Here is a 16,660-nt window from a genome sequence, read left to right as displayed (position 1 = left end):
TCTCAGGCGATAATGTCTGGAATGATCTTGTCTTCCAGCTTCATCAGCCGGTCCTTAAGGGCCAGCTTCTTCTTTTTCATGCGCTGGATCTGCAGCGGGTCGCAATTCGTGGCGATCATCGCGTTGATCGCGGCATCGAAATCGGCGTGCTCCTGCTTCAGCCGGGAAAATTCGAGGCGAGTATCGGCCTGTTCCTGATCGGACATTCTCTACCGTCTGCACGTCTGCGGCGCCCAAAACTGGGCCTGATTGGGCGGGGGCGGCAATTTCTGCCACCGGCGCGCAGCCCATATCACATTTCATCTTGTCGTGGAATGCTACCACGCAGCATTCGACATCGCTGCCCGATGGTGGCACACTGTCATCGTGCCGTCACAGATGCGACCTGCGGTGGACGTGCCTTTGACGGCTGCAATCGAGGAAACCATGAAAGGGAGAACCAATCATGTCTCTTGCATCCCATCTTGATGAGTTGCAGCGGAAACACGGCGACATCGAACGCGAAATCGATGACGCGATGAACCACCCATCGGTAGACGACCTCGAGATCGTAAATCTCAAGCGACGCAAGCTGGCACTCAAGGATGCGATTGAGAAACTGAGGGCGCAACCAACCACGCATTGATCCTCACCTGACATAGCCGCTCACCACTGGCGGTCTTCCTTGCCGGCGGCGCCAGCCGCCGGTGCAGTGGTTTTAAATTCAGCGCTTCCACAAGTCGAAGCTAATATTCGTCAGGCCAATTTATGCCCGGCCGCCGTCAGGTCGTGCGCTGTTTCAGGTCCCTAGCCGGCACCAATTGCTGCCAGTGGCGACCTGTCGCCATTGACAAGCCATCTTTGCTCCTCCACCTCATGCCCGGACTTCAGCGCATCGGACCCGGCTTGTGCGTCCAAGCGGACGCACGGGCTTCGGAGAGACGCATAGCGCTCCAGAGAGACGCATGGCGCTCAGAGACAAAAGGCTGCCGGCATGACCGGATATTTTTCCTCTCCCTTCCCCCGCCGCACCTCGGTCGGCGTCGATGTCGGCGGCGTGGTCGTCGGCGGCGGCGCACCTGTCGTCGTGCAGTCGATGACCAATACCGACACCGCCGATATCGACCAGACGGTCGCGCAAGTCGCGGCGCTGCACCGCGCCGGGTCCGAGATCGTGCGCATCACCGTCGACCGCGACGAGAGTGCCGCCGCCGTGCCGCGCATCCATGAGCGACTGTTGCGGCTCGGCATCGATGTGCCGCTGGTCGGCGACTTCCACTATATCGGCCACAAGCTGCTGGCCGACCATCCGGCCTGCGCCGAGGCGCTGGCCAAGTACCGCATCAATCCCGGCAATGTCGGTTTCAAGGACAAGAAGGACCGGCAGTTCACCGACATCGTCGAGATGGCGATCAAGCACGACAAGCCGGTACGCATCGGCGTCAACTGGGGCTCGCTCGACCAGGAGTTGTTGACCCGGCTGATGGACGACAACCAGGACAAGGGTTTCCCCCTGACGGCGCAGGAAGTGACGCGCGAGGCGATCGTGCAGTCGGCGATCCTGTCGGCCGAGATGGCCGAAGAGATTGGCCTCAGCCGCGAAAAAATCATCCTGTCGGCCAAGGTCAGTGGCGTGCAGGACCTGATCGCCGTCTACACCGAACTCGCCACCCGCTCCAACCACGCGCTGCATCTCGGCCTCACCGAAGCCGGCATGGGTTCCAAAGGCATCGTTGCCTCTTCCGCCGCCATGGGCATCCTCCTGCAGCAAGGCATCGGCGACACCATCCGCATCTCGCTGACGCCGGAGCCCAATGGCGACCGCACCCGCGAAGTGCAGGTGTCGCAGGAACTGCTGCAGACCATGGGCTTCCGGCAGTTCGTGCCGATCGTCGCGGCCTGCCCCGGCTGCGGCCGCACCACCTCCACCGTGTTTCAGGAACTGGCTCAAAACATCCAGGCGGACCTGCGCAAGAACATGCCGGTGTGGCGTGAGAAATATCCGGGCGTCGAGAACCTCAAGGTCGCGGTGATGGGCTGCATCGTCAACGGCCCGGGGGAATCCAAGCATGCCGATATCGGCATTTCGCTGCCCGGCACCGGCGAGACGCCGACCGCGCCGGTCTTCGTCGACGGCAAGAAGGCGGCGACGCTGCGCGGGCCGTCGATCGCGGCGGATTTCGAGAAAATGGTCGCCGATTATATCGAACAGAGGTTCGGTCAGGGCGGCAAGGCCGCGGCAGAGTAGGTCAAATGCGGCGTTTCCCCTGGGCGACGCTGATTTTCCTGTGTGGCATGGCCTTGTCGACGCTTGCCGAGGCCGATCCGCCGCAATCGGCCAAGCAGCGGCTGATCGACAAGGTCTGCAACCTGATCCAGGCGCATGCCGACCAGAACGGTCTGCCCCGAGACTTTTTCGCCCGCCTTATCTGGAAGGAAAGCCGTTTCGATCCCAATGCCGTGAGCCCCGTGGGCGCCGAAGGCATCGCCCAGTTCATGCCGGGCACCGCCAAGATGCGGGGGTTGGAAAATTCCTTCGACATCAACCAGGCGATCCCCGCGTCGGCCAGGTATCTCGCCGAAATGAAGACCAGCTATGGCAATCTCGGCCTAGCGGCGGCCGCCTACAACGCCGGCGAGAGCCGGGTGTCGCGCTGGCTGAACTCCGGCGGCTTCCTGCCGATGGAGACGGAAAGCTATGTGTTCGACGTGATGGGCGAGCCGGTCGACAAGTTCGCCGACCGCGCCTATGCCGGAAAAGTCGAGCCACTCGATGCCAAGCTGGATTTCGCGGTCGCCTGCCGCAAGCTGCCGGTGATCATGTCGAAGACCGTGGCGATGGCCTCGATCAACATCAAGCCATGGGGCATCCAGGTGGCGGGTAATTTCCGCCGCAGCGCCGCGATCAGCCAATGGCTCAGGGTGCGGGGCCGTTTTCCGGCCCTGCTTGCTGGGCATGATCCGGTGGTGAGTCGGGTGCGCACGCCGATCGGCCGGCGCGGCATCTACGCCGTCAGGATCGGGATCGACGACCGCGCCGCCGCCAATGTCATCTGCCAGAAACTGCAAAGCGTCGGTGGCGCATGCGTGGTGGTGCGAAACCGGTAAGGGCCTGAAGACGGCGCCCGTCGCATCCAGCAACGATTTCAGCTATAGCGGCGGCCACCATCTTCCCCTGGGCAGCAGCCCTGTCATGCGCGAGCGCCCATGTTCGACGGATATATCATCTGCGGCACGCCCAGAACCGGCAGCACCCTGCTGTGCAAGCTGCTGGCGGCCACCGGAACGACCGCCGATCCCCACTCATTCTACCGGCGGCAGGATGTGTCGGAGTGGGCCGAGGACTGGGGACTGCCCGCTCGCGACACGATAAGGGTGGCACTGAAATCTTCGGCTTGCGCCTGATGCGGGAAAATCTGGATCCTCGACCGGATTTTTCCGGGGCTTGCGTCGGACAAAGCGCGTTTCGAGAAGGCTTTTGGCCGTGTCCTTTACATACACCTGTCGCGCGAAAACAAGCTCGCGCAGGCCGTCTCCCTGATCAAGGCACAGCAAACCGGTCTTTGGCATATCGCCCCCGACGGAACCGAAATCGAAAGGGTGGGGCCTGCCAGGGAACCTCACTATGATTTCGAGCGCATCAAGGGCGAGGTCGACGAGCTGGAAGCCTATGATACGGCCTGGAACACCTGGTTCGCGGTGCAAGGCATATCGCCTCTGCGGGCTCGCTATGAGCGCCTTTCCGCCGATCCGGTCGCGACATTGATAGACATCTGCAAAGCTCTCGGCGTTCAGGCACCTGACGCCCAGGCGGTTCGGCCAGGCGTCGCAAAGCTCGCCGGTGAGACAAGCCTCGAGTGGATGCGCCGCTATCGTCTGGACGAGGCCGGCTGAGATATGGCTGGGTGCGCCTCGCAAGGCCGCAAGGCCGCCTACGGCTTGGATTGTGCCTGTCGCGCATGCCAAACATTTGGGCTATAGGCGGCGGCATGACCGATCCGATCTACAATGACCCCGACTTCGTTCAGTTCTACGACATCGAGAATCAGGATGGCCGCCTCGATTTTGACCATTGTATCCGTCTTGCCCGGGATGGCGACACGGTCCTCGATCTTGGTTGTGGCACCGGTCAACTGGCCGCCGAAATGGCCGAAAGGTGCAGCGTCACCGCTGTCGATCCCGCATCGGTGATGCTCGACGTCGCGCGCCGCAGGAACGGCGGTGACGAGGTCGACTGGGTCGTTGCCGACGCGCGAACGGTGCGGCTTGGAAGACGGTTCGATCTGGTGCTGCTGACCGGTCATGTGTTCCAGGTTTTCCTGACAGAAGAGGATCAGCGGGCGGTGCTGCGCACCATCGCCGAACATCTGGCTCCCGGCGGGCGCTTCATCCTCGACACGCGAAATCCTGCTGGGGAGGCGTGGCTGGAATGGACGCCACAGCGCTCCGAAAGGATGGTGGAGCATCCCAGCCTTGGCACCGTTAGGGCCTGGTACGATGCCTACTGCGATGCCGACACCGGGGTGGTCACCTATTCGACCTTTTATGAAATGCCAGGCGGCGGACCGGTTCTGTGTGCTGAATCGAAGATCGCGTTTCCGAAGAGGGAAGATCTTGCCGGAATGATGGACGCGACCGGCCTGCAGGTGGAGCAATGGCTCGGCGATTGGCAGGGCGAACCCTATGCGGACACCTCTGCGGAAATCATCCCGATAGGTCGGCTGCGCTGATCCAGCGGCACGACTGGATGTATCTCACGCCGTCTTGGCCACCACCGTCTCGCTGAGCCAGGTGCCGATCTTGGCGCCGAGGCGATCGGGCGAAACGGGCTTGGGCAGATAGTCGTCCATGCCGGCCTCGATGCACTTGTCGCGGTCGCCCTTCAGCGCATGCGCGGTGACGCCGATGATCGGGATGTGGCCGCCCGACGCCGCCTCGATCGCCCGGATGGCGCGTGTCGCCTCGTAGCCGTTCATTTCCGGCATCGACACGTCCATCAGAACCAGTCTCGGATGCAGCGACCGGTACATCTCGACCGCGGTGCGGCCATTGCCGGCGATACGGTAGCTCAGGCCGAGCCCATTGAGGATCTGGCCGAACACCATCTGGTTCACGTCATTGTCCTCGGCGATGAGGATGTCGATCGGGCTGTTCGGCGCGGCATTCAAGTCTGGCACCGGAGCGGCTGGTACGGCGGGGCCCCGGATAACCGTGAAGGCCGGCGGAGTCGCCTGAGGCTTCGGTTGGACCGGCTCGCGAACGAACCGCGCCTTGCCGACCTGCGAGCGCGCTTTCTGGATGACCGAGATGACCGTGCCGAGCAGGACCGCCGACCGCGCCGGCTTGGTCAGATGCGCCGCAATGCCGAAATCAATGATCATCTTGCCGAAATCGACCTGGTCGACCGAGGTCAGGATAACGACCGGAATGGTGGACAGCCGGCTGTCGGCGGCGATGGCCCGGGCGACATCGGCGCCGTTCATGCCAGGCATCTGATAGTCGAGGATGATGCAATCGACGCTGGCGCCGAGTTGGCAGGCGCGATCGAGGAAGGCGAGGCCCACCGCGCCGCTTTCGGCGGCGGCGCAGTCGAAGCTCCAGCTTCTGAGCTGTTCGAGCAGGATCTCGCGGTTGACCGGATTGTCATCGATGACCAGCACGCGCGCGCCGGTGACGTCCACCGGCACGATCGCGTCGCGCGCCTCGGCACGATGGACCGGCAGCGGCACGGCGAACCAGAAAACGGAGCCGCGGCCGATCTCGCTTTCGACGCCGATCTTGCCAGCCATCAGGTCGACGAGACGGGCGGCGATGGCAAGTCCGAGGCCGGTGCCCTCGTGACGGCGAGTCGAGGAACCATCGACCTGCGCGAACTTCTCGAACACGTTCTGCAATTTCTCGGCCGGGATGCCGATGCCGGTGTCTTCGACGCGCAGCTTGAGCTGGACGACGTCGTTGACGGTTTCGCCGCCGACATCGATCAGTACATGGCCCTTCTCGGTGAATTTAACCGCATTGCCGACCAGGTTGGTGACGATTTGCCGAAAGCGGCCGGCATCGCCGACGACATAGGCCGGCAGCCTGGGGTCGACGCGCACGATGAGTTCCAGGTTCTTCTCGGCGACACGCGCCGAGACAAGCGTCGCCACATCCTCCACCGCTTCCGAAAGGCGGAAAGGAGCAGGGTCGAGCGTCAGCTGCCCGGCATTGATCTTCGAAAAATCGAGAATGTCGTTGATGATGGTAAGCAGCGCGTTGCCCGATTTGACGATGACGTCGGTGAAGGTCTTCTGGCGCGGGTTCAGCTCGGTCTTGGCCAGCAACTCGGCCATGCCGAGCACGCCGTTCATCGGCGTGCGGATCTCGTGGCTCATATTGGCCAGAAATTCCGACTTGGCGCGGTCGGCGGCCTCTGCCTTGAACAAGGATTCGGCCGACTGGGCAAAAGCGCGGCGGATCGCCTGCTCCATCGGCCGGAAGATCCACAAAGCGACGATGGCCAGGACGGCGAACAACAGGCCGCTCGCCCACAAAAGCAGCCGGTCGCTGGAGGCGTCCGCCAGATGGCGTTCGTCGTCCATGGCGGTGCGGACACGCACCAGCATGGGCTGAACGAACAGGTCGTTCTGGTTGCGGATTTCGCGAGAGCTCCATTCGTCGGTCTTTTGCGCCACCGACATCAGGTTGAAGTTGCGAACCATGTCACGCGGCGACCAGAACAGATCGCCATTGACTGAAGCGGCCGCGAGCTCATCGACGGTCTTGGCCGACAGGCGCGGACGTATCGCGGCCAGTTGTGCGGTCAGCGTCTCGATCTCGCCGGTCAGACGTTCGGAATGGTCGCGCGCCGAAGCCGTCAGCGCATCGCGCGTCTCGATCCGCCAGGCGGAACCGGTTGTCTCGGCGAAGCTGGTGGCGTTGCGCAGGTCGCGGGTGAAAACGACGAGGTTGCTGCTCAGCGCATCGATTTCATGGCGCAAGGAATTGACGCGATTGAGCGCACCCATGATGGCGGCTGAAGCCAGCGCGAAAACCAACAATCCTGAGAGATAACGTATCCGGACGGACCGGATGAAGGAAGAATATTCCGGCATGCGCAACCCCAACACATACGCATTCTAAGAATTGGGATTACGCTTCATTTACATTAAGATTTCGTTGGCACAACCACAGGTGCAATGCGCGACCCGATAGGGGCCCGCAGTCAGCTGTCGCGGGTTGCAACGAAGGTCGCGGCGGCCTTCAGCAGGGCCGCCTTTTCGCCATAGGGTTCGAGCAGCGCGTGCCCCTGGCCGACGAGGCCGTCGAGCTGCTTGCGTGCCCAATCCGCGCCGTGCAAGCCAACAAGCGTACCCTTGCCCGCGGCGGCATCCTTGCCGGTCGCCTTGCCCATCTGCCTGGCGTCGGCCGTCAAGTCCAGCAGGTCGTCGGCGAGCTGGAAGGCAAGGCCGATCGCCGACCCGAACTCGGCCAGCCGTTCGCGGTCATCCGACTGTGCGCCGGCCAGGATTGCACCCGCCTCGCAGGCGAAGCGGATCAACGCGCCGGTCTTCATCGCCTGCAGCCGGATGATGCCGGCCTCGTCCGGTCGCACCTGCTCGGCTTCGAGATCGAGCTTCTGGCCGCCGACCATGCCGCCGGCCCCGGCGGCGCGGGCAAGCGCCAGCACAAGGGCTGCGCGCCGCTCGGCCGGCAGCGCGGTCGCTTCGGCGGCGAGGATATCGAAGGCGAGCGTCAGCAGTGCGTCGCCGGCCAGGATGGCGGTGGCCTGGTCAAAAGCCTTGTGCACGGTCGGCTGGCCGCGGCGCAGGTCATCGTCATCCATCGCCGGCAGGTCGTCATGAATCAGCGAATAGCAATGCACGCATTCGAGTGCCGCCGCGACGCGCAGCGCCGCCTCGCCATCGGCGGAGAACAGGCCCGCACTCTCCATGACCAGGAAGGGGCGCAGGCGCTTGCCGCCGTTCAGCACGCCATGGCGCATCGCCGCCATCAGGCGATCGGGCCGCGCGATCTCGCCCGATAGCGGGCGATCGTCGAGCAACCGACGCAGCATCACCTCGACGGCGGCCGCGCGCCTGATGAGCGCCATTTCGAACGCCATTTCGTCCTCATTCGTCATGGCCGGGACCGGTAGCCGACACTCAGACGTTGCGCAAGAAGGCAAGCGCCATTATGCCGGAGCAAGGAGAAGTACGGGTTGGGCGGCTTGGCGGAACCGATCGTCGATCATGATACCGAAAAGCTGGACATGGCGACGAGATCGCGAGGCGTGAACCGCCGCAGTCTCAGGCGCTGGGTCCGGCGTGGCATCGTCGTGGCCGCCGCGCTGGCGCTTATCCCGGTGGTGCTGACCTTTCTCTACCTGCCGTCCTTCGTGCATCCGGTATCGACGCTGATGCTGAAGGACCTTGCTACCTTCTCCGGCTACGACCGGCGCTGGGTTTCCATTGATGACGTGGCGCCCGTGCTCGCCCATTCGGTCATCATGTCGGAGGACGGGCAGTTCTGCTTCCACCGCGGCGTCGATCTCGGCGAGCTCAGGGGCGTCGTCGACGATGCGCTGGCCGGCGAGGCGACGCGCGGCGCCTCGACCATCACCATGCAGACGGTGAAGAACCTCTTCCTCTGGTCGCGGCCGCTGGGCAGCGTACGCAAGATCGTCGAACTGCCGCTGGCCGTCTATTTCGACGCGGTGATGTCGAAACGGCGCATCATGGAGATCTATCTCAACATCGCCGAATGGGGGCCGGGCATCTACGGCATCGAGGCGGCGGCGCAGCACCATTTCGGCATTTCCGCAAAGCAGTTGTCGCGCCGGCAGGCCGCGTTGCTCGCCGTCACGCTGCCCAATCCGATCGCCCGCAATCCGGCAAAACCCGGGCCGGGCCTCAGACGGCTCGCCAACCTGATCGAGCGGCGCGCCGGCCGCTCGGGCGCTTATGTCGGCTGTCTCGACTAGCCGGTACAAAAAAGATTCACTGCAGTGCTGGCCAAAACGGTGTCAGGCGTGTATAGGCACCCGACTTTCTCAGATTTAGGCCCCGACATGGCCCTTTCACGAGGGCGGGCGGGGCTTTTGACCATGTAGTGGAGCATATCCATGGCCGTTCCGAAACGCAAAACCTCTCCGTCCAAGCGCGGCATGCGCCGCTCGGCCGACGCCCTCAAGGCCCCGACCTATGTCGAGGACAAGAATTCCGGCGAAATGCGCCGCCCGCACCACATCGACCTGAAGACCGGCATGTATCGCGGTCGCCAGGTGCTGACGCCCAAGGAAAGCTGAGCCCAGCTTTTCCGAAGGTTAGAGTTGCAAAAGACCGGCCTCTGGCCGGTTTTTTTACGTTGATTCGCCGTCCGCGCCGGCTACTTCAAGCGCTGAGCTTTCGTCTCTCGTTTTTCCATGTCGGCCGGGCAACCGGCTGACGTGGTTGTTGCATCCGGTCTTCGACCGTGTTTGCGGCCGCGCACGAAAAATCTTGACGCCGTGCCTGCGGCGCATTCTACAGAAGGTGCCCCCATATGGAGACGCCAGATGTTCGGTGCCGTCCCGCTTTTGATCGTGCCTTTCGTGCTCTACAATCTCGGCCTGCTCGGTATATTCGGCGGCGGCGACGATCCGTGGGCGAGCGAGATATTCTCGTTCCGCATGATGTCGGGCGGCGTGTTCTCGATGACGCTCGGCGACCTGATCGTGCTGATCGGGCTGATCTTCCTGTTCCTCGAAATGGTGAAGTCGGCGCGCACGACCACGGCGTCGATCATGGACCATCTCCTGTCGACGCTTGTCTTCGTCGCTTTCCTGGTTGAGTTCCTGCTGGTGAAGGGTGCGGCGCACTCCATCTTCTTCACGCTGATGATCATCGCGCTGTTCGACGTGATGGCCGGTTTCGCGGTGTCGATGCGGTCGGCCAGCCGCGACATCAATTTGAATTGAGCCTCAGCCCGGATCGGCGGTGAAGCCGGCGGCTTCGATGCCGGCAATCGCGGCCGCCTCGTCATTGTCCGACGTATCGCCGGAAATGCCGACGGCGCCAATGATGGCGCCGGCCTTGTCGCGGATCAGCACGCCGCCGACGACCGGCAGCACGCGTCCCCCCGACACGTCGGAAATGCCGGCAACCAGATGCGGCCGCTCCTTGGCGAAGGCCTCGACCTTGCGCGAGCCCATGCCGATCGCCAGCGCGCCATAGGCCTTGCCGGCCGACATTTGCGGGCGCAGGAACGAAGCGCCGTCCTGGCGTTGGAAAGCGACAAGGTGCCCGCCGGCGTCGAGCACCGAGACGCCGAGCGGCTTGAGCTTGAGATCGGTGCCCCTGGCGAAGGCGGCATTGATGATCTCGACGGCTTTTTCGAGCGACAGCGCGGTCATGGCAATCTCCTGTTGAACAGCCCGATCATCGGCGGCCAGCCGGGCGAGGCAATCCCGGTTTTAGTTGAAATTGCTTCCCGTGAAGCAGCGGGATGAAGGCACACCTGTCCGATGGCGTCACGACCGCTCGATTCAAGGCGAGGAATCGGCGGAGACGCGGGAGCGTTACTTTTTCTTGGCGCGGGCCGGCTTCTTGGCGGGGGCGGCAGGCGTGTTGGCCAGATCTTCGGCTTCCTTGGCGAGCCGCAGCGCCCGCAACTTGTCGGTCTTGGCCTTGCGGGCGTCGCTCTCGGCGACATACTCGGCCATGGCCTTCTGACGGACCGTCGCCGCCTCTTCCTGCTTCTTGAAGCGCAGATCGGCACGCGCGCGGGCAGTATCCCTAGAGTTCTCAACCAAGAGTCTATCCAATCCCGTCACGTGTGATTTCCGTCCCTTGTAGCAGAGCCGGCCTCTCAACGGGGAAAATAGTTGGTCAGGCGACCGGGCCGGCGCTGCGGGCCTTTCCGGCGACGACCGCTTCATAGGCGGCCTGCAGCGTCGCGCGTACAGAAGGGCCGGGCGCCGTATCGAGGGGGGTGCCGAGGTGCTCATGGCGCAACTCGGCCATGAATTTCTCCCACATCGGCGGTCCGCCCTTTTCCAGGAGTTCGGCGCGGATCGAAAGTTCCTCGCTGGTCGGCAGCCAGACGCGGCCCCAGGCGCCAAGATGGGCCAGGATGGGCACAAGCGTGATGGCCATCTCGGTCAGGCTGTAGATCGCCTTCTGCTTGTGCGAAGGATCGTCCGCCTTGGTCAGCATGCCGAGTTCCATCAGCCGCTTCAACCGGTCGGCGAGGATGTTGGAGGCAATGCCTTCCATCGACCCGTTGAGCAGTTCACGAAAATGGCGCCTGCCGCCGAAAATCATGTCGCGCAGGATGATCAGGCTCCAGCGGTCGCCGAACACCTCGAGCGAGAGGTTGATCGGGCAGCCGGACCGGCGATCGAGGGTCATTCGATTTTTCTCCAGAAAACCGGTTGCATTATCGTATCGGTCTTAGTATCGTGCAACCGATTGCAAAATGCAAGCAGAAGAGACCATCCCGAGATCGTATCCGAAACCTTTGGCGATCCGGCGGATCCGGCGCTGCTGCTGATCATGGGCGCGATGGCCTCGATGCTTTGGTGGCCGGAGGCCATCGTCGCGCACGTCCGATCCAGTTGAGACTTCGCGGGTGAGCCTTGACGAGCGAGGCTTGCCGCAATAGTTAAGTGAATGCTTCAGTGTTTCCGCAAAAACAGACGAGAACAAGAATGTCCCTGATCCTGCATTTCCATCCGCTGGCTTCCTTCTGCTGGAAGCCGCTGATCGCGCTCTACGAGAACGACACGGCTTTCGAGCCGGTCATCGTCGACCTTGGCGACGAGCAATCGCGAGCGGCCTTCCTGAAGATTTCGCCGACCGGCAAGATGCCGGCGCTGCGCGACGATAGGCGCGACCGCACGGTGCTGGAATCGACCATCGTCGTGGAATATCTGGCCGCGCACTATCCGGGACCGGTCGACCTCGTTCCCGCCGACGTCGACCTGGCGCTGGCGGTCCGCCAGGCCGACCGCTTCTATGATTTCTATATGCAGGAACCGATGCAAAAGATCGTCGGTGACAGGTTGCGGCCGCAGGGCGAGACCGATCCATTCGGTGTCGAGCAGGCGCGTGGCCAGTTGCGCAATTCCTACGCCATCATCGAACGGGAGATGCAGTCGAGAGAATGGGCTGTGGGCGATGCCTTCACCATGGCCGATTGCGCGGCGTCTCCGGCACTCTTCTACGCCAACAAGGTCGAGCCGTTCGGCGACAACTATCCCGCCGTGAAGCGCTATCACGACCGCTTGCTGCAGCGCGCCGCCTTCATCAGGGTGATCGAGGAGGCGCAGCCCTATTTCAAGTTCTTCCCCTACAACAACGGCTGATCGCGATGTTGCACGATCCGGCCCAGCTCGACCTGATGTTCCAGGCGCTAGCAGATCCGGCGCGACGGCAGATGGTCGACCGGTTGTCACGCGGCCCCGCCTCGGTGAGCCAATTGGCCGAGCCGCTGGCGATGTCGCTGTCGGCGGTCGTCCAGCACCTCAACCTCCTTGAGGCGAGCGGCCTCGTGCGCACGCAGAAGGTCGGGCGGGTGCGCACCTGCCAGATCGATCCGAAGGCGCTGCGAGCGGCCGAGCACTGGATCAATGAGAGGCGCCTGTCATGGGAGCGCCGGCTGGATCGGCTCGGCGATTTCCTGGCCGAGAGCTAGAGAGGAATATGTCATGTCGAAGATCGAGGAAGGTTTCATGACTGAACGATCCGTTGTCCATTCCACCTTTGTCGTCGAGCGGAGTTATCCGGTGGCACCGGCGAAAGTCTTCTCCGCGTTCAGCAGCCCGGATGCCAAGCGGCGCTGGTTTGTCGATCCCCATGACCCGGCGCCAAGCCGGCACGAGATGGACTTCCGCGTCGGCGGCAAGGAGGTCAATGCCGGCTGCCCGAGCGATGGGCAGATGCATTTCTTCAACGCGGTCTATCAGGACATCGTGCCGGACCAGCGCATCGTCTATAGCTACGAGTTGCTGTTCGGCGAAACCCGTGTCTCGGTGTCGCTGGCGACGATCGAATTTGTGGCGGAAAGCGGCGGCACGCGGCTTGTGATGACGGAGCAGGGGGCCTTCTTCGATGGCCACGACACCCCGGCCACGCGCGAGCATGGAACGGGCGAACTGCTAGACGCGCTCGACGCTTTCGTGAATTCGCAGTCCTGAACCAGCAGGTCGGGTGCGGCGTCGAGAACTGATCAGGCTTCCCAGAATTGATCGAGCCAGATGTTAAGTCTCAGGAAGCCGGCATTGCTCACCGTATAGACACGCCGCGTGCCTTCAGGTTTGGCATTGACCAGTCCGGCGTCGAGCAACACTTTCAGATGCTGTGATACGGCCGGGCGGGAGACTGGCAGCCCGGCCGCCAATTCGTTGACGGTCTTCGGACCGCGTCGAAGTTCTTCCAGAAGATGGCGCCGGTTGGGGTCGGCGATCGCCATGAAGGCGTCGGAAAACATCATGCTTCATTTGTGAGGCAAAGTTTTTCAAATCTCAACTGTTTGCTTCTGCTTTTCTTCTCGGATCGAGCCGCAATGCTTCCGGGGTCACCGAGCGGTCGGCCGGCTGCGTCTTGAAGGCATCGCGGTCTTCGATCGGCACCGGCGCGCGACGGCTGATGCGCAGCAGCGTGTAACCAGCCAGCGACAGGTGCGCGAAGGCGGTCGCCAGGAACAAGCCCTCCGGGCGCATCCAGCCCATCAGCGCCGCCGCCAGCAGTGGCCCGATCATGGTGCCGAAGCCGTATAGCAACAGCAGCCCACCCGATACCTTGACGAAATCCTCGGAGCGCGCGTGGTCGTTGGCATGCGCCACGGCGATCGAATAGAGCGTGTAGGCGAAGGCGCCATAAGCAGCGGTGAAGATGATGACGAAGATGCCAGAGCGCGGTTCGAACAGGAAGATCATGAGCGCGAATAGCGCGGCGCCGAATGCGGCGCCGGCCAGCACGAAACGTCGGTCGGTCTTGTCGGAGAGGCGCCCGGCCGGAAGCTGCATGGCGGCACCGGCAACGACCACAAGGCTCATCATCAAGGCGATCTCGGCAGTCGGGATGCCGATGCGGGCACCGTAGACCGCGCCTAGCGTGCCCCAGGCGCCGTTGGCGATGCCGATCAGCACGCAGGCGATCGCCGACACGGGTGAGTTGGCATAGAGCCCCTTGACGTCGAGTTTGACGTCCTGCAGCGGCTTGGGGTGGGACGCCGTCGACACAGCGGTCGGGATCAGCGAGAGGCAGAACAGGATGCCGGTGATCATGAACAGCGAGGCCGATTTCACGTCGCCGCCGGCGACGATCATCTGTCCTCCCATGATCGATGCATAGGTGACCATCATGTAGAGGCCGAAGACGGTGCCGCGGTTCTCGTTGGTGGCCTTCTCATTCAGCCAGCTCTCGATGACCATGAAGGCGCCGGCCATGGTGAAGCCGGTGAAGGCACGCAGCAGGATCCAGACATATTCGTCGATGACCAGGCCGGTGAGCAGCGCCACGATGGCACCCGACGCTGCAAAGGCACCGAACGCGCGCACATGTCCGGCTCGGCGCACGATGCGCGGTGCAAAGAAACAGCCGGTGACGAAGCCGCCGGCCCAGGCCGTGCCCATCAGACCGAGCGAAGCGGTCGAGAACCCTTCCACCTGGCCGCGCAGGGGCAACAGCAGCCCGTGCAGTCCCGATGCCGCCAGAAGGAAGGCGGTGCCGCGAAGCAGGGAAAGGATCGGTCTGTAGGCTGCGAGCATTTTTTGATCCGGCTGAGGACTGGGAGGGACGCAGGTTTGAAGACAGTCGCATTCGGTCTTTTCGGCGGCGGACGGTTACCGCAGCGAATTATCTGCGGCGGAACAAAGCCTCGGCGGCCGACTTGGTATTGTCCTTGGTCTTGAGTTCGGCTTCCAGCCTGGCGATCTCGTCGCGCAGGATGCCGATGCGCTCGGACAGTTCACCGACGGAAAGCAGCGACAGGTCCTGCCCGATCTCGTGCGGGCGCGCCTTCTTCTTGGGTTCGTCGTCGAAGATCGCCATCGTTGCTCCTCCTCCGCCAGACCAGATTGGCCATTTGCCTGATTTGCCAATGAGCATACATAGGGCAGGGGCGTCGATGCAAACAGCCGGTAAGAGTGCGGCGATGAAAGACGGGAAACTTCATGGCGAGCGGACAGAAAATTCCGGCACGGATGACGGCGATCGCGATCTCGGAGCCGGGCGGCCCCCGGGTGCTGAAGCCGGAAACGCGCGATGTGCCGCTGCCCGGCCCCGGCGAAATCCTGATCAAGGTCCATGCCGCCGGCGTCAACCGGCCGGACGTCCAGCAGCGCAAGGGCGCCTATCCGCCGCCGCCCGGCGCATCGGACCTGCCGGGTCTCGAAGCGTCGGGTGAGGTGGCGGCGCTTGGCGACGAGATATCGCGCTGGCGCATCGGCGACCGGGTCTGCGCGCTCACGCCCGGCGGCGCCTATGCCGAGTATGTCAAGGTGCATGCGGGCAGTGTGCTGCCGCTGCCGGCGGGCTTCACCCACACGGAAGCGGCGGCGGTGCCGGAGAACTATTTCACCATCTGGCACAATGTCTTCGAGCGCGGCGGACTGAAAAAGGGTGAGACGCTGCTCGTCCATGGCGGCTCGTCAGGCATCGGCACCACGGCGATCCAGCTCGCCTCGGCCTTCGGCGCCTATGTCATCACCACTGCCGGATCCCAGGAGAAATGCGACGCCTGCTTGAAGCTGGGCGCCGACCACGCGATCAACTACCGCGAGCAGGATTTCGTCGCCGCGGTCAAAGAGGCGACCGAAGGCCGGGGCGCCGACGTCATCCTCGATATGGTCGGCGGGGATTATGTCCAGCGAAACTACGAGGCCGCCGCCATCGAGGGCCGCATCGTGCAGATCGCCGTGCAGGCAGGTGCTGTGGCGACCGCCGACTTTTCCAAGATCATGGTCAAGCGGCTGACCCATACGGGTTCGACGCTGCGGCCGCGTACCGTCGAGTTCAAGGCCGCGATCGCGGCGGCGCTCGAGGCGCAAGTGTGGCCCCTGCTGGGCACGCGCAAGGTCGCTCCGGTCATGGACATGATCTACCCGCTCACCGATGCCTGGAGGGCGCATGAGCGAATGGAGGAGGGTGAGCACATCGGCAAGATCGTGCTCGACGTCGGCTAGGCCAACATCCCCTGAATGGGGCCGCTGCCTACAAGGTGAACAGGAGCTTAATGGTGCAATGCAGCATTTGCATCATTGCTATGCAAAATCAGCCATTCAAGTCCTCATCGATGATCACTATTTGAGCATCATCGAAACGAACCCAATTCAGGAGGACTACCATGAACCCGATCCGCGCTTTCCGTAACTGGCGCATGTACAACGAGACCGTTCGCGAACTGAACCGCCTCAACGCACGCCAGCTCAGCGACCTCGGCATCAACCGCGGCGACATCGAACGGATCGCCCGTCAGGCGATCTGATTGCAAGCGCGACCCGCCGCAAGGCAGGGTCGCAATGCAGAGCCGCTGCGGACGCCTGTCGTCGCCGGTTCCGAACCCGCTGGACCCTGTCCGGCGGGTTTTGTCTTTTGGGGGCAGAATAATGGCAGAGGCAATCGTGCCGTCCCTATCGGTCGCCCAGGGCTGCGAATCCAGGTTAACGGGGAAGTTGACCGAGGATTGAGGCGAGGTAGTCGGGGCTCCATCCGGCCTT

The 16,660-nt window shown here is 63.1% G+C and carries 21 protein-coding genes and 1 pseudogene; 13 read left to right on the top strand and 9 right to left on the bottom strand.

Annotation, left to right across the window (positions count from 1 at the left end):
• Window positions 1-2: 2 nt before the first annotated feature.
• Window positions 3-206 carry a YdcH family protein gene (locus tag LB543_RS31325; RefSeq protein ID WP_140754631.1) on the bottom strand — a complete coding sequence of 68 codons (204 nt, stop codon included), beginning with the start codon at window positions 204-206 and terminating at the stop codon, window positions 3-5.
• A gap of 239 nt (window positions 207-445) precedes the next feature.
• On the opposite strand from LB543_RS31325, the gene LB543_RS31320 reads away from it, so the two are divergent.
• The 5 genes and pseudogenes from LB543_RS31320 (at window position 446) to LB543_RS31295 (ending at window position 4,709) form a co-directional block, all read left to right on the top strand.
• Window positions 446-625, top strand: coding sequence for a YdcH family protein (locus LB543_RS31320; protein ID WP_127278461.1), 180 nt, complete (start codon window positions 446-448; stop codon window positions 623-625).
• A gap of 348 nt (window positions 626-973) precedes the next feature.
• On the top strand, window positions 974-2,227 hold the full coding sequence (gene ispG, locus LB543_RS31315; protein WP_140754629.1) for a flavodoxin-dependent (E)-4-hydroxy-3-methylbut-2-enyl-diphosphate synthase: 1,254 nt from the start codon (window positions 974-976) through the stop codon (window positions 2,225-2,227).
• A 5-nt stretch (window positions 2,228-2,232) separates the two neighbouring features.
• Window positions 2,233-3,087: a lytic transglycosylase domain-containing protein gene (locus LB543_RS31310; protein WP_224617030.1), complete on the top strand. Its 855-nt coding sequence runs from the start codon at window positions 2,233-2,235 to the stop codon at window positions 3,085-3,087.
• A 99-nt stretch (window positions 3,088-3,186) separates the two neighbouring features.
• Window positions 3,187-3,873: pseudogene (locus LB543_RS31300) on the top strand (Stf0 family sulfotransferase).
• 95 nt (window positions 3,874-3,968) lie between these two features.
• Window positions 3,969-4,709: a class I SAM-dependent methyltransferase gene (locus LB543_RS31295; RefSeq protein WP_224617026.1), complete on the top strand. Its 741-nt coding sequence runs from the start codon at window positions 3,969-3,971 to the stop codon at window positions 4,707-4,709.
• Between the two features lie 24 nt (window positions 4,710-4,733).
• On the opposite strand, the gene LB543_RS31290 is transcribed toward LB543_RS31295, so the two are convergent.
• Complete coding sequence (locus LB543_RS31290; RefSeq protein WP_224617024.1) at window positions 4,734-7,073, bottom strand: response regulator; 2,340 nt, start codon at window positions 7,071-7,073, stop codon at window positions 4,734-4,736.
• A gap of 110 nt (window positions 7,074-7,183) precedes the next feature.
• Window positions 7,184-8,101, bottom strand: a complete 918-nt coding sequence (locus LB543_RS31285) for a polyprenyl synthetase family protein (protein WP_224617022.1) — start codon at window positions 8,099-8,101, stop codon at window positions 7,184-7,186.
• Window positions 8,102-8,179: 78 nt separating this feature from the next.
• On the opposite strand from LB543_RS31285, the gene LB543_RS31280 reads away from it, so the two are divergent.
• The 3 genes from LB543_RS31280 (at window position 8,180) to LB543_RS31270 (ending at window position 9,916) form a co-directional block, all read left to right on the top strand.
• A complete protein-coding gene (locus tag LB543_RS31280; RefSeq protein WP_224617020.1) occupies window positions 8,180-8,941 on the top strand; it encodes a biosynthetic peptidoglycan transglycosylase in 762 nt (253 codons plus the stop codon).
• Between the two features lie 141 nt (window positions 8,942-9,082).
• Window positions 9,083-9,265, top strand: coding sequence for a 50S ribosomal protein L32 (gene rpmF, locus LB543_RS31275; protein ID WP_008834724.1), 183 nt, complete (start codon window positions 9,083-9,085; stop codon window positions 9,263-9,265).
• Window positions 9,266-9,514: 249 nt separating this feature from the next.
• Window positions 9,515-9,916, top strand: a complete 402-nt coding sequence (locus LB543_RS31270) for a hypothetical protein (protein WP_140754613.1) — start codon at window positions 9,515-9,517, stop codon at window positions 9,914-9,916.
• A gap of 3 nt (window positions 9,917-9,919) precedes the next feature.
• Here the strand turns inward: LB543_RS31270 and LB543_RS31265 are convergent, their stop codons facing one another.
• The 3 genes from LB543_RS31265 to LB543_RS31255 form a co-directional block, all read right to left on the bottom strand.
• Window positions 9,920-10,351, bottom strand: coding sequence for a GlcG/HbpS family heme-binding protein (locus LB543_RS31265; protein ID WP_224617018.1), 432 nt, complete (start codon window positions 10,349-10,351; stop codon window positions 9,920-9,922).
• A 165-nt stretch (window positions 10,352-10,516) separates the two neighbouring features.
• Window positions 10,517-10,750 (bottom strand): hypothetical protein, encoded by a 234-nt coding sequence (locus tag LB543_RS31260; protein ID WP_135863133.1) that lies wholly within the window; start codon window positions 10,748-10,750, stop codon window positions 10,517-10,519.
• Between the two features lie 76 nt (window positions 10,751-10,826).
• Window positions 10,827-11,348, bottom strand: a complete 522-nt coding sequence (locus LB543_RS31255; protein ID WP_224617016.1) for a winged helix-turn-helix transcriptional regulator — start codon at window positions 11,346-11,348, stop codon at window positions 10,827-10,829.
• A gap of 299 nt (window positions 11,349-11,647) precedes the next feature.
• Between LB543_RS31255 and LB543_RS31250 the strand changes: the two genes are divergently transcribed.
• Genes LB543_RS31250 through LB543_RS31240 form a run of 3 tightly spaced genes read left to right on the top strand, consistent with a single transcriptional unit; the run spans window position 11,648 to window position 13,135 of the window.
• Entirely contained in the window at window positions 11,648-12,304 is a 657-nt protein-coding gene (locus LB543_RS31250) for a glutathione S-transferase family protein (RefSeq protein ID WP_224617013.1), read from the top strand.
• Window positions 12,305-12,309: 5 nt separating this feature from the next.
• Window positions 12,310-12,633 (top strand): ArsR/SmtB family transcription factor, encoded by a 324-nt coding sequence (locus tag LB543_RS31245; protein WP_135920007.1) that lies wholly within the window; start codon window positions 12,310-12,312, stop codon window positions 12,631-12,633.
• A gap of 37 nt (window positions 12,634-12,670) precedes the next feature.
• Window positions 12,671-13,135: an SRPBCC family protein gene (locus LB543_RS31240; protein ID WP_140809693.1), complete on the top strand. Its 465-nt coding sequence runs from the start codon at window positions 12,671-12,673 to the stop codon at window positions 13,133-13,135.
• A gap of 32 nt (window positions 13,136-13,167) precedes the next feature.
• Here LB543_RS31240 and LB543_RS31235 read toward each other — a convergent pair whose 3' ends face one another.
• The 3 genes from LB543_RS31235 to LB543_RS31225 form a co-directional block, all read right to left on the bottom strand.
• The gene (locus LB543_RS31235; protein WP_140754603.1) at window positions 13,168-13,431 is read right to left on the bottom strand and encodes an ArsR/SmtB family transcription factor; all 264 of its coding nucleotides are present in this window, start codon (window positions 13,429-13,431) and stop codon (window positions 13,168-13,170) included.
• Window positions 13,432-13,462: 31 nt separating this feature from the next.
• Window positions 13,463-14,710 carry an MFS transporter gene (locus tag LB543_RS31230; RefSeq protein ID WP_224617011.1) on the bottom strand — a complete coding sequence of 416 codons (1,248 nt, stop codon included), beginning with the start codon at window positions 14,708-14,710 and terminating at the stop codon, window positions 13,463-13,465.
• A gap of 88 nt (window positions 14,711-14,798) precedes the next feature.
• A complete protein-coding gene (locus LB543_RS31225) occupies window positions 14,799-14,993 on the bottom strand; it encodes a DUF1192 domain-containing protein (RefSeq protein WP_224617009.1) in 195 nt (64 codons plus the stop codon).
• 122 nt (window positions 14,994-15,115) lie between these two features.
• Between LB543_RS31225 and LB543_RS31220 the strand changes: the two genes are divergently transcribed.
• Both LB543_RS31220 and LB543_RS31215 read left to right on the top strand, forming a co-directional pair.
• Window positions 15,116-16,126, top strand: a complete 1,011-nt coding sequence (locus LB543_RS31220; protein ID WP_224617007.1) for an NAD(P)H-quinone oxidoreductase — start codon at window positions 15,116-15,118, stop codon at window positions 16,124-16,126.
• A gap of 161 nt (window positions 16,127-16,287) precedes the next feature.
• On the top strand, window positions 16,288-16,428 hold the full coding sequence (locus LB543_RS31215; RefSeq protein WP_013892619.1) for a DUF1127 domain-containing protein: 141 nt from the start codon (window positions 16,288-16,290) through the stop codon (window positions 16,426-16,428).
• Window positions 16,429-16,660 lie beyond the last annotated feature (232 nt).

The sequence above is a fragment of the Mesorhizobium sp. ESP7-2 genome, from assembly GCF_020164715.1.
GTDB lineage: Bacteria > Pseudomonadota > Alphaproteobacteria > Rhizobiales > Rhizobiaceae > Mesorhizobium.
Note: the sequence above shows the minus strand (reverse complement) of the source record. Positions and strands in the feature narration are given on the sequence as shown.

Coding starts and splice junctions, on each gene's coding strand:
- LB543_RS31325 (WP_140754631.1), bottom strand. CDS start 206: ATGTCCGATCAGGAACAGGCCGATACTCGCCTCGAATTTTCCCGGCTG.
- LB543_RS31320 (WP_127278461.1), top strand. CDS start 446: ATGTCTCTTGCATCCCATCTTGATGAGTTGCAGCGGAAACACGGCGAC.
- ispG (WP_140754629.1), top strand. CDS start 974: ATGACCGGATATTTTTCCTCTCCCTTCCCCCGCCGCACCTCGGTCGGC.
- LB543_RS31310 (WP_224617030.1), top strand. CDS start 2,233: ATGCGGCGTTTCCCCTGGGCGACGCTGATTTTCCTGTGTGGCATGGCC.
- LB543_RS31295 (WP_224617026.1), top strand. CDS start 3,969: ATGACCGATCCGATCTACAATGACCCCGACTTCGTTCAGTTCTACGAC.
- LB543_RS31290 (WP_224617024.1), bottom strand. CDS start 7,073: ATGCCGGAATATTCTTCCTTCATCCGGTCCGTCCGGATACGTTATCTC.
- LB543_RS31285 (WP_224617022.1), bottom strand. CDS start 8,101: ATGACGAATGAGGACGAAATGGCGTTCGAAATGGCGCTCATCAGGCGC.
- rpmF (WP_008834724.1), top strand. CDS start 9,083: ATGGCCGTTCCGAAACGCAAAACCTCTCCGTCCAAGCGCGGCATGCGC.
- LB543_RS31270 (WP_140754613.1), top strand. CDS start 9,515: ATGTTCGGTGCCGTCCCGCTTTTGATCGTGCCTTTCGTGCTCTACAAT.
- LB543_RS31265 (WP_224617018.1), bottom strand. CDS start 10,351: ATGACCGCGCTGTCGCTCGAAAAAGCCGTCGAGATCATCAATGCCGCC.
- LB543_RS31255 (WP_224617016.1), bottom strand. CDS start 11,348: ATGACCCTCGATCGCCGGTCCGGCTGCCCGATCAACCTCTCGCTCGAG.
- LB543_RS31250 (WP_224617013.1), top strand. CDS start 11,648: ATGTCCCTGATCCTGCATTTCCATCCGCTGGCTTCCTTCTGCTGGAAG.
- LB543_RS31245 (WP_135920007.1), top strand. CDS start 12,310: ATGTTGCACGATCCGGCCCAGCTCGACCTGATGTTCCAGGCGCTAGCA.
- LB543_RS31240 (WP_140809693.1), top strand. CDS start 12,671: ATGACTGAACGATCCGTTGTCCATTCCACCTTTGTCGTCGAGCGGAGT.
- LB543_RS31235 (WP_140754603.1), bottom strand. CDS start 13,431: ATGATGTTTTCCGACGCCTTCATGGCGATCGCCGACCCCAACCGGCGC.
- LB543_RS31230 (WP_224617011.1), bottom strand. CDS start 14,710: ATGCTCGCAGCCTACAGACCGATCCTTTCCCTGCTTCGCGGCACCGCC.
- LB543_RS31225 (WP_224617009.1), bottom strand. CDS start 14,993: ATGGCGATCTTCGACGACGAACCCAAGAAGAAGGCGCGCCCGCACGAG.
- LB543_RS31220 (WP_224617007.1), top strand. CDS start 15,116: ATGGCGAGCGGACAGAAAATTCCGGCACGGATGACGGCGATCGCGATC.
- LB543_RS31215 (WP_013892619.1), top strand. CDS start 16,288: ATGAACCCGATCCGCGCTTTCCGTAACTGGCGCATGTACAACGAGACC.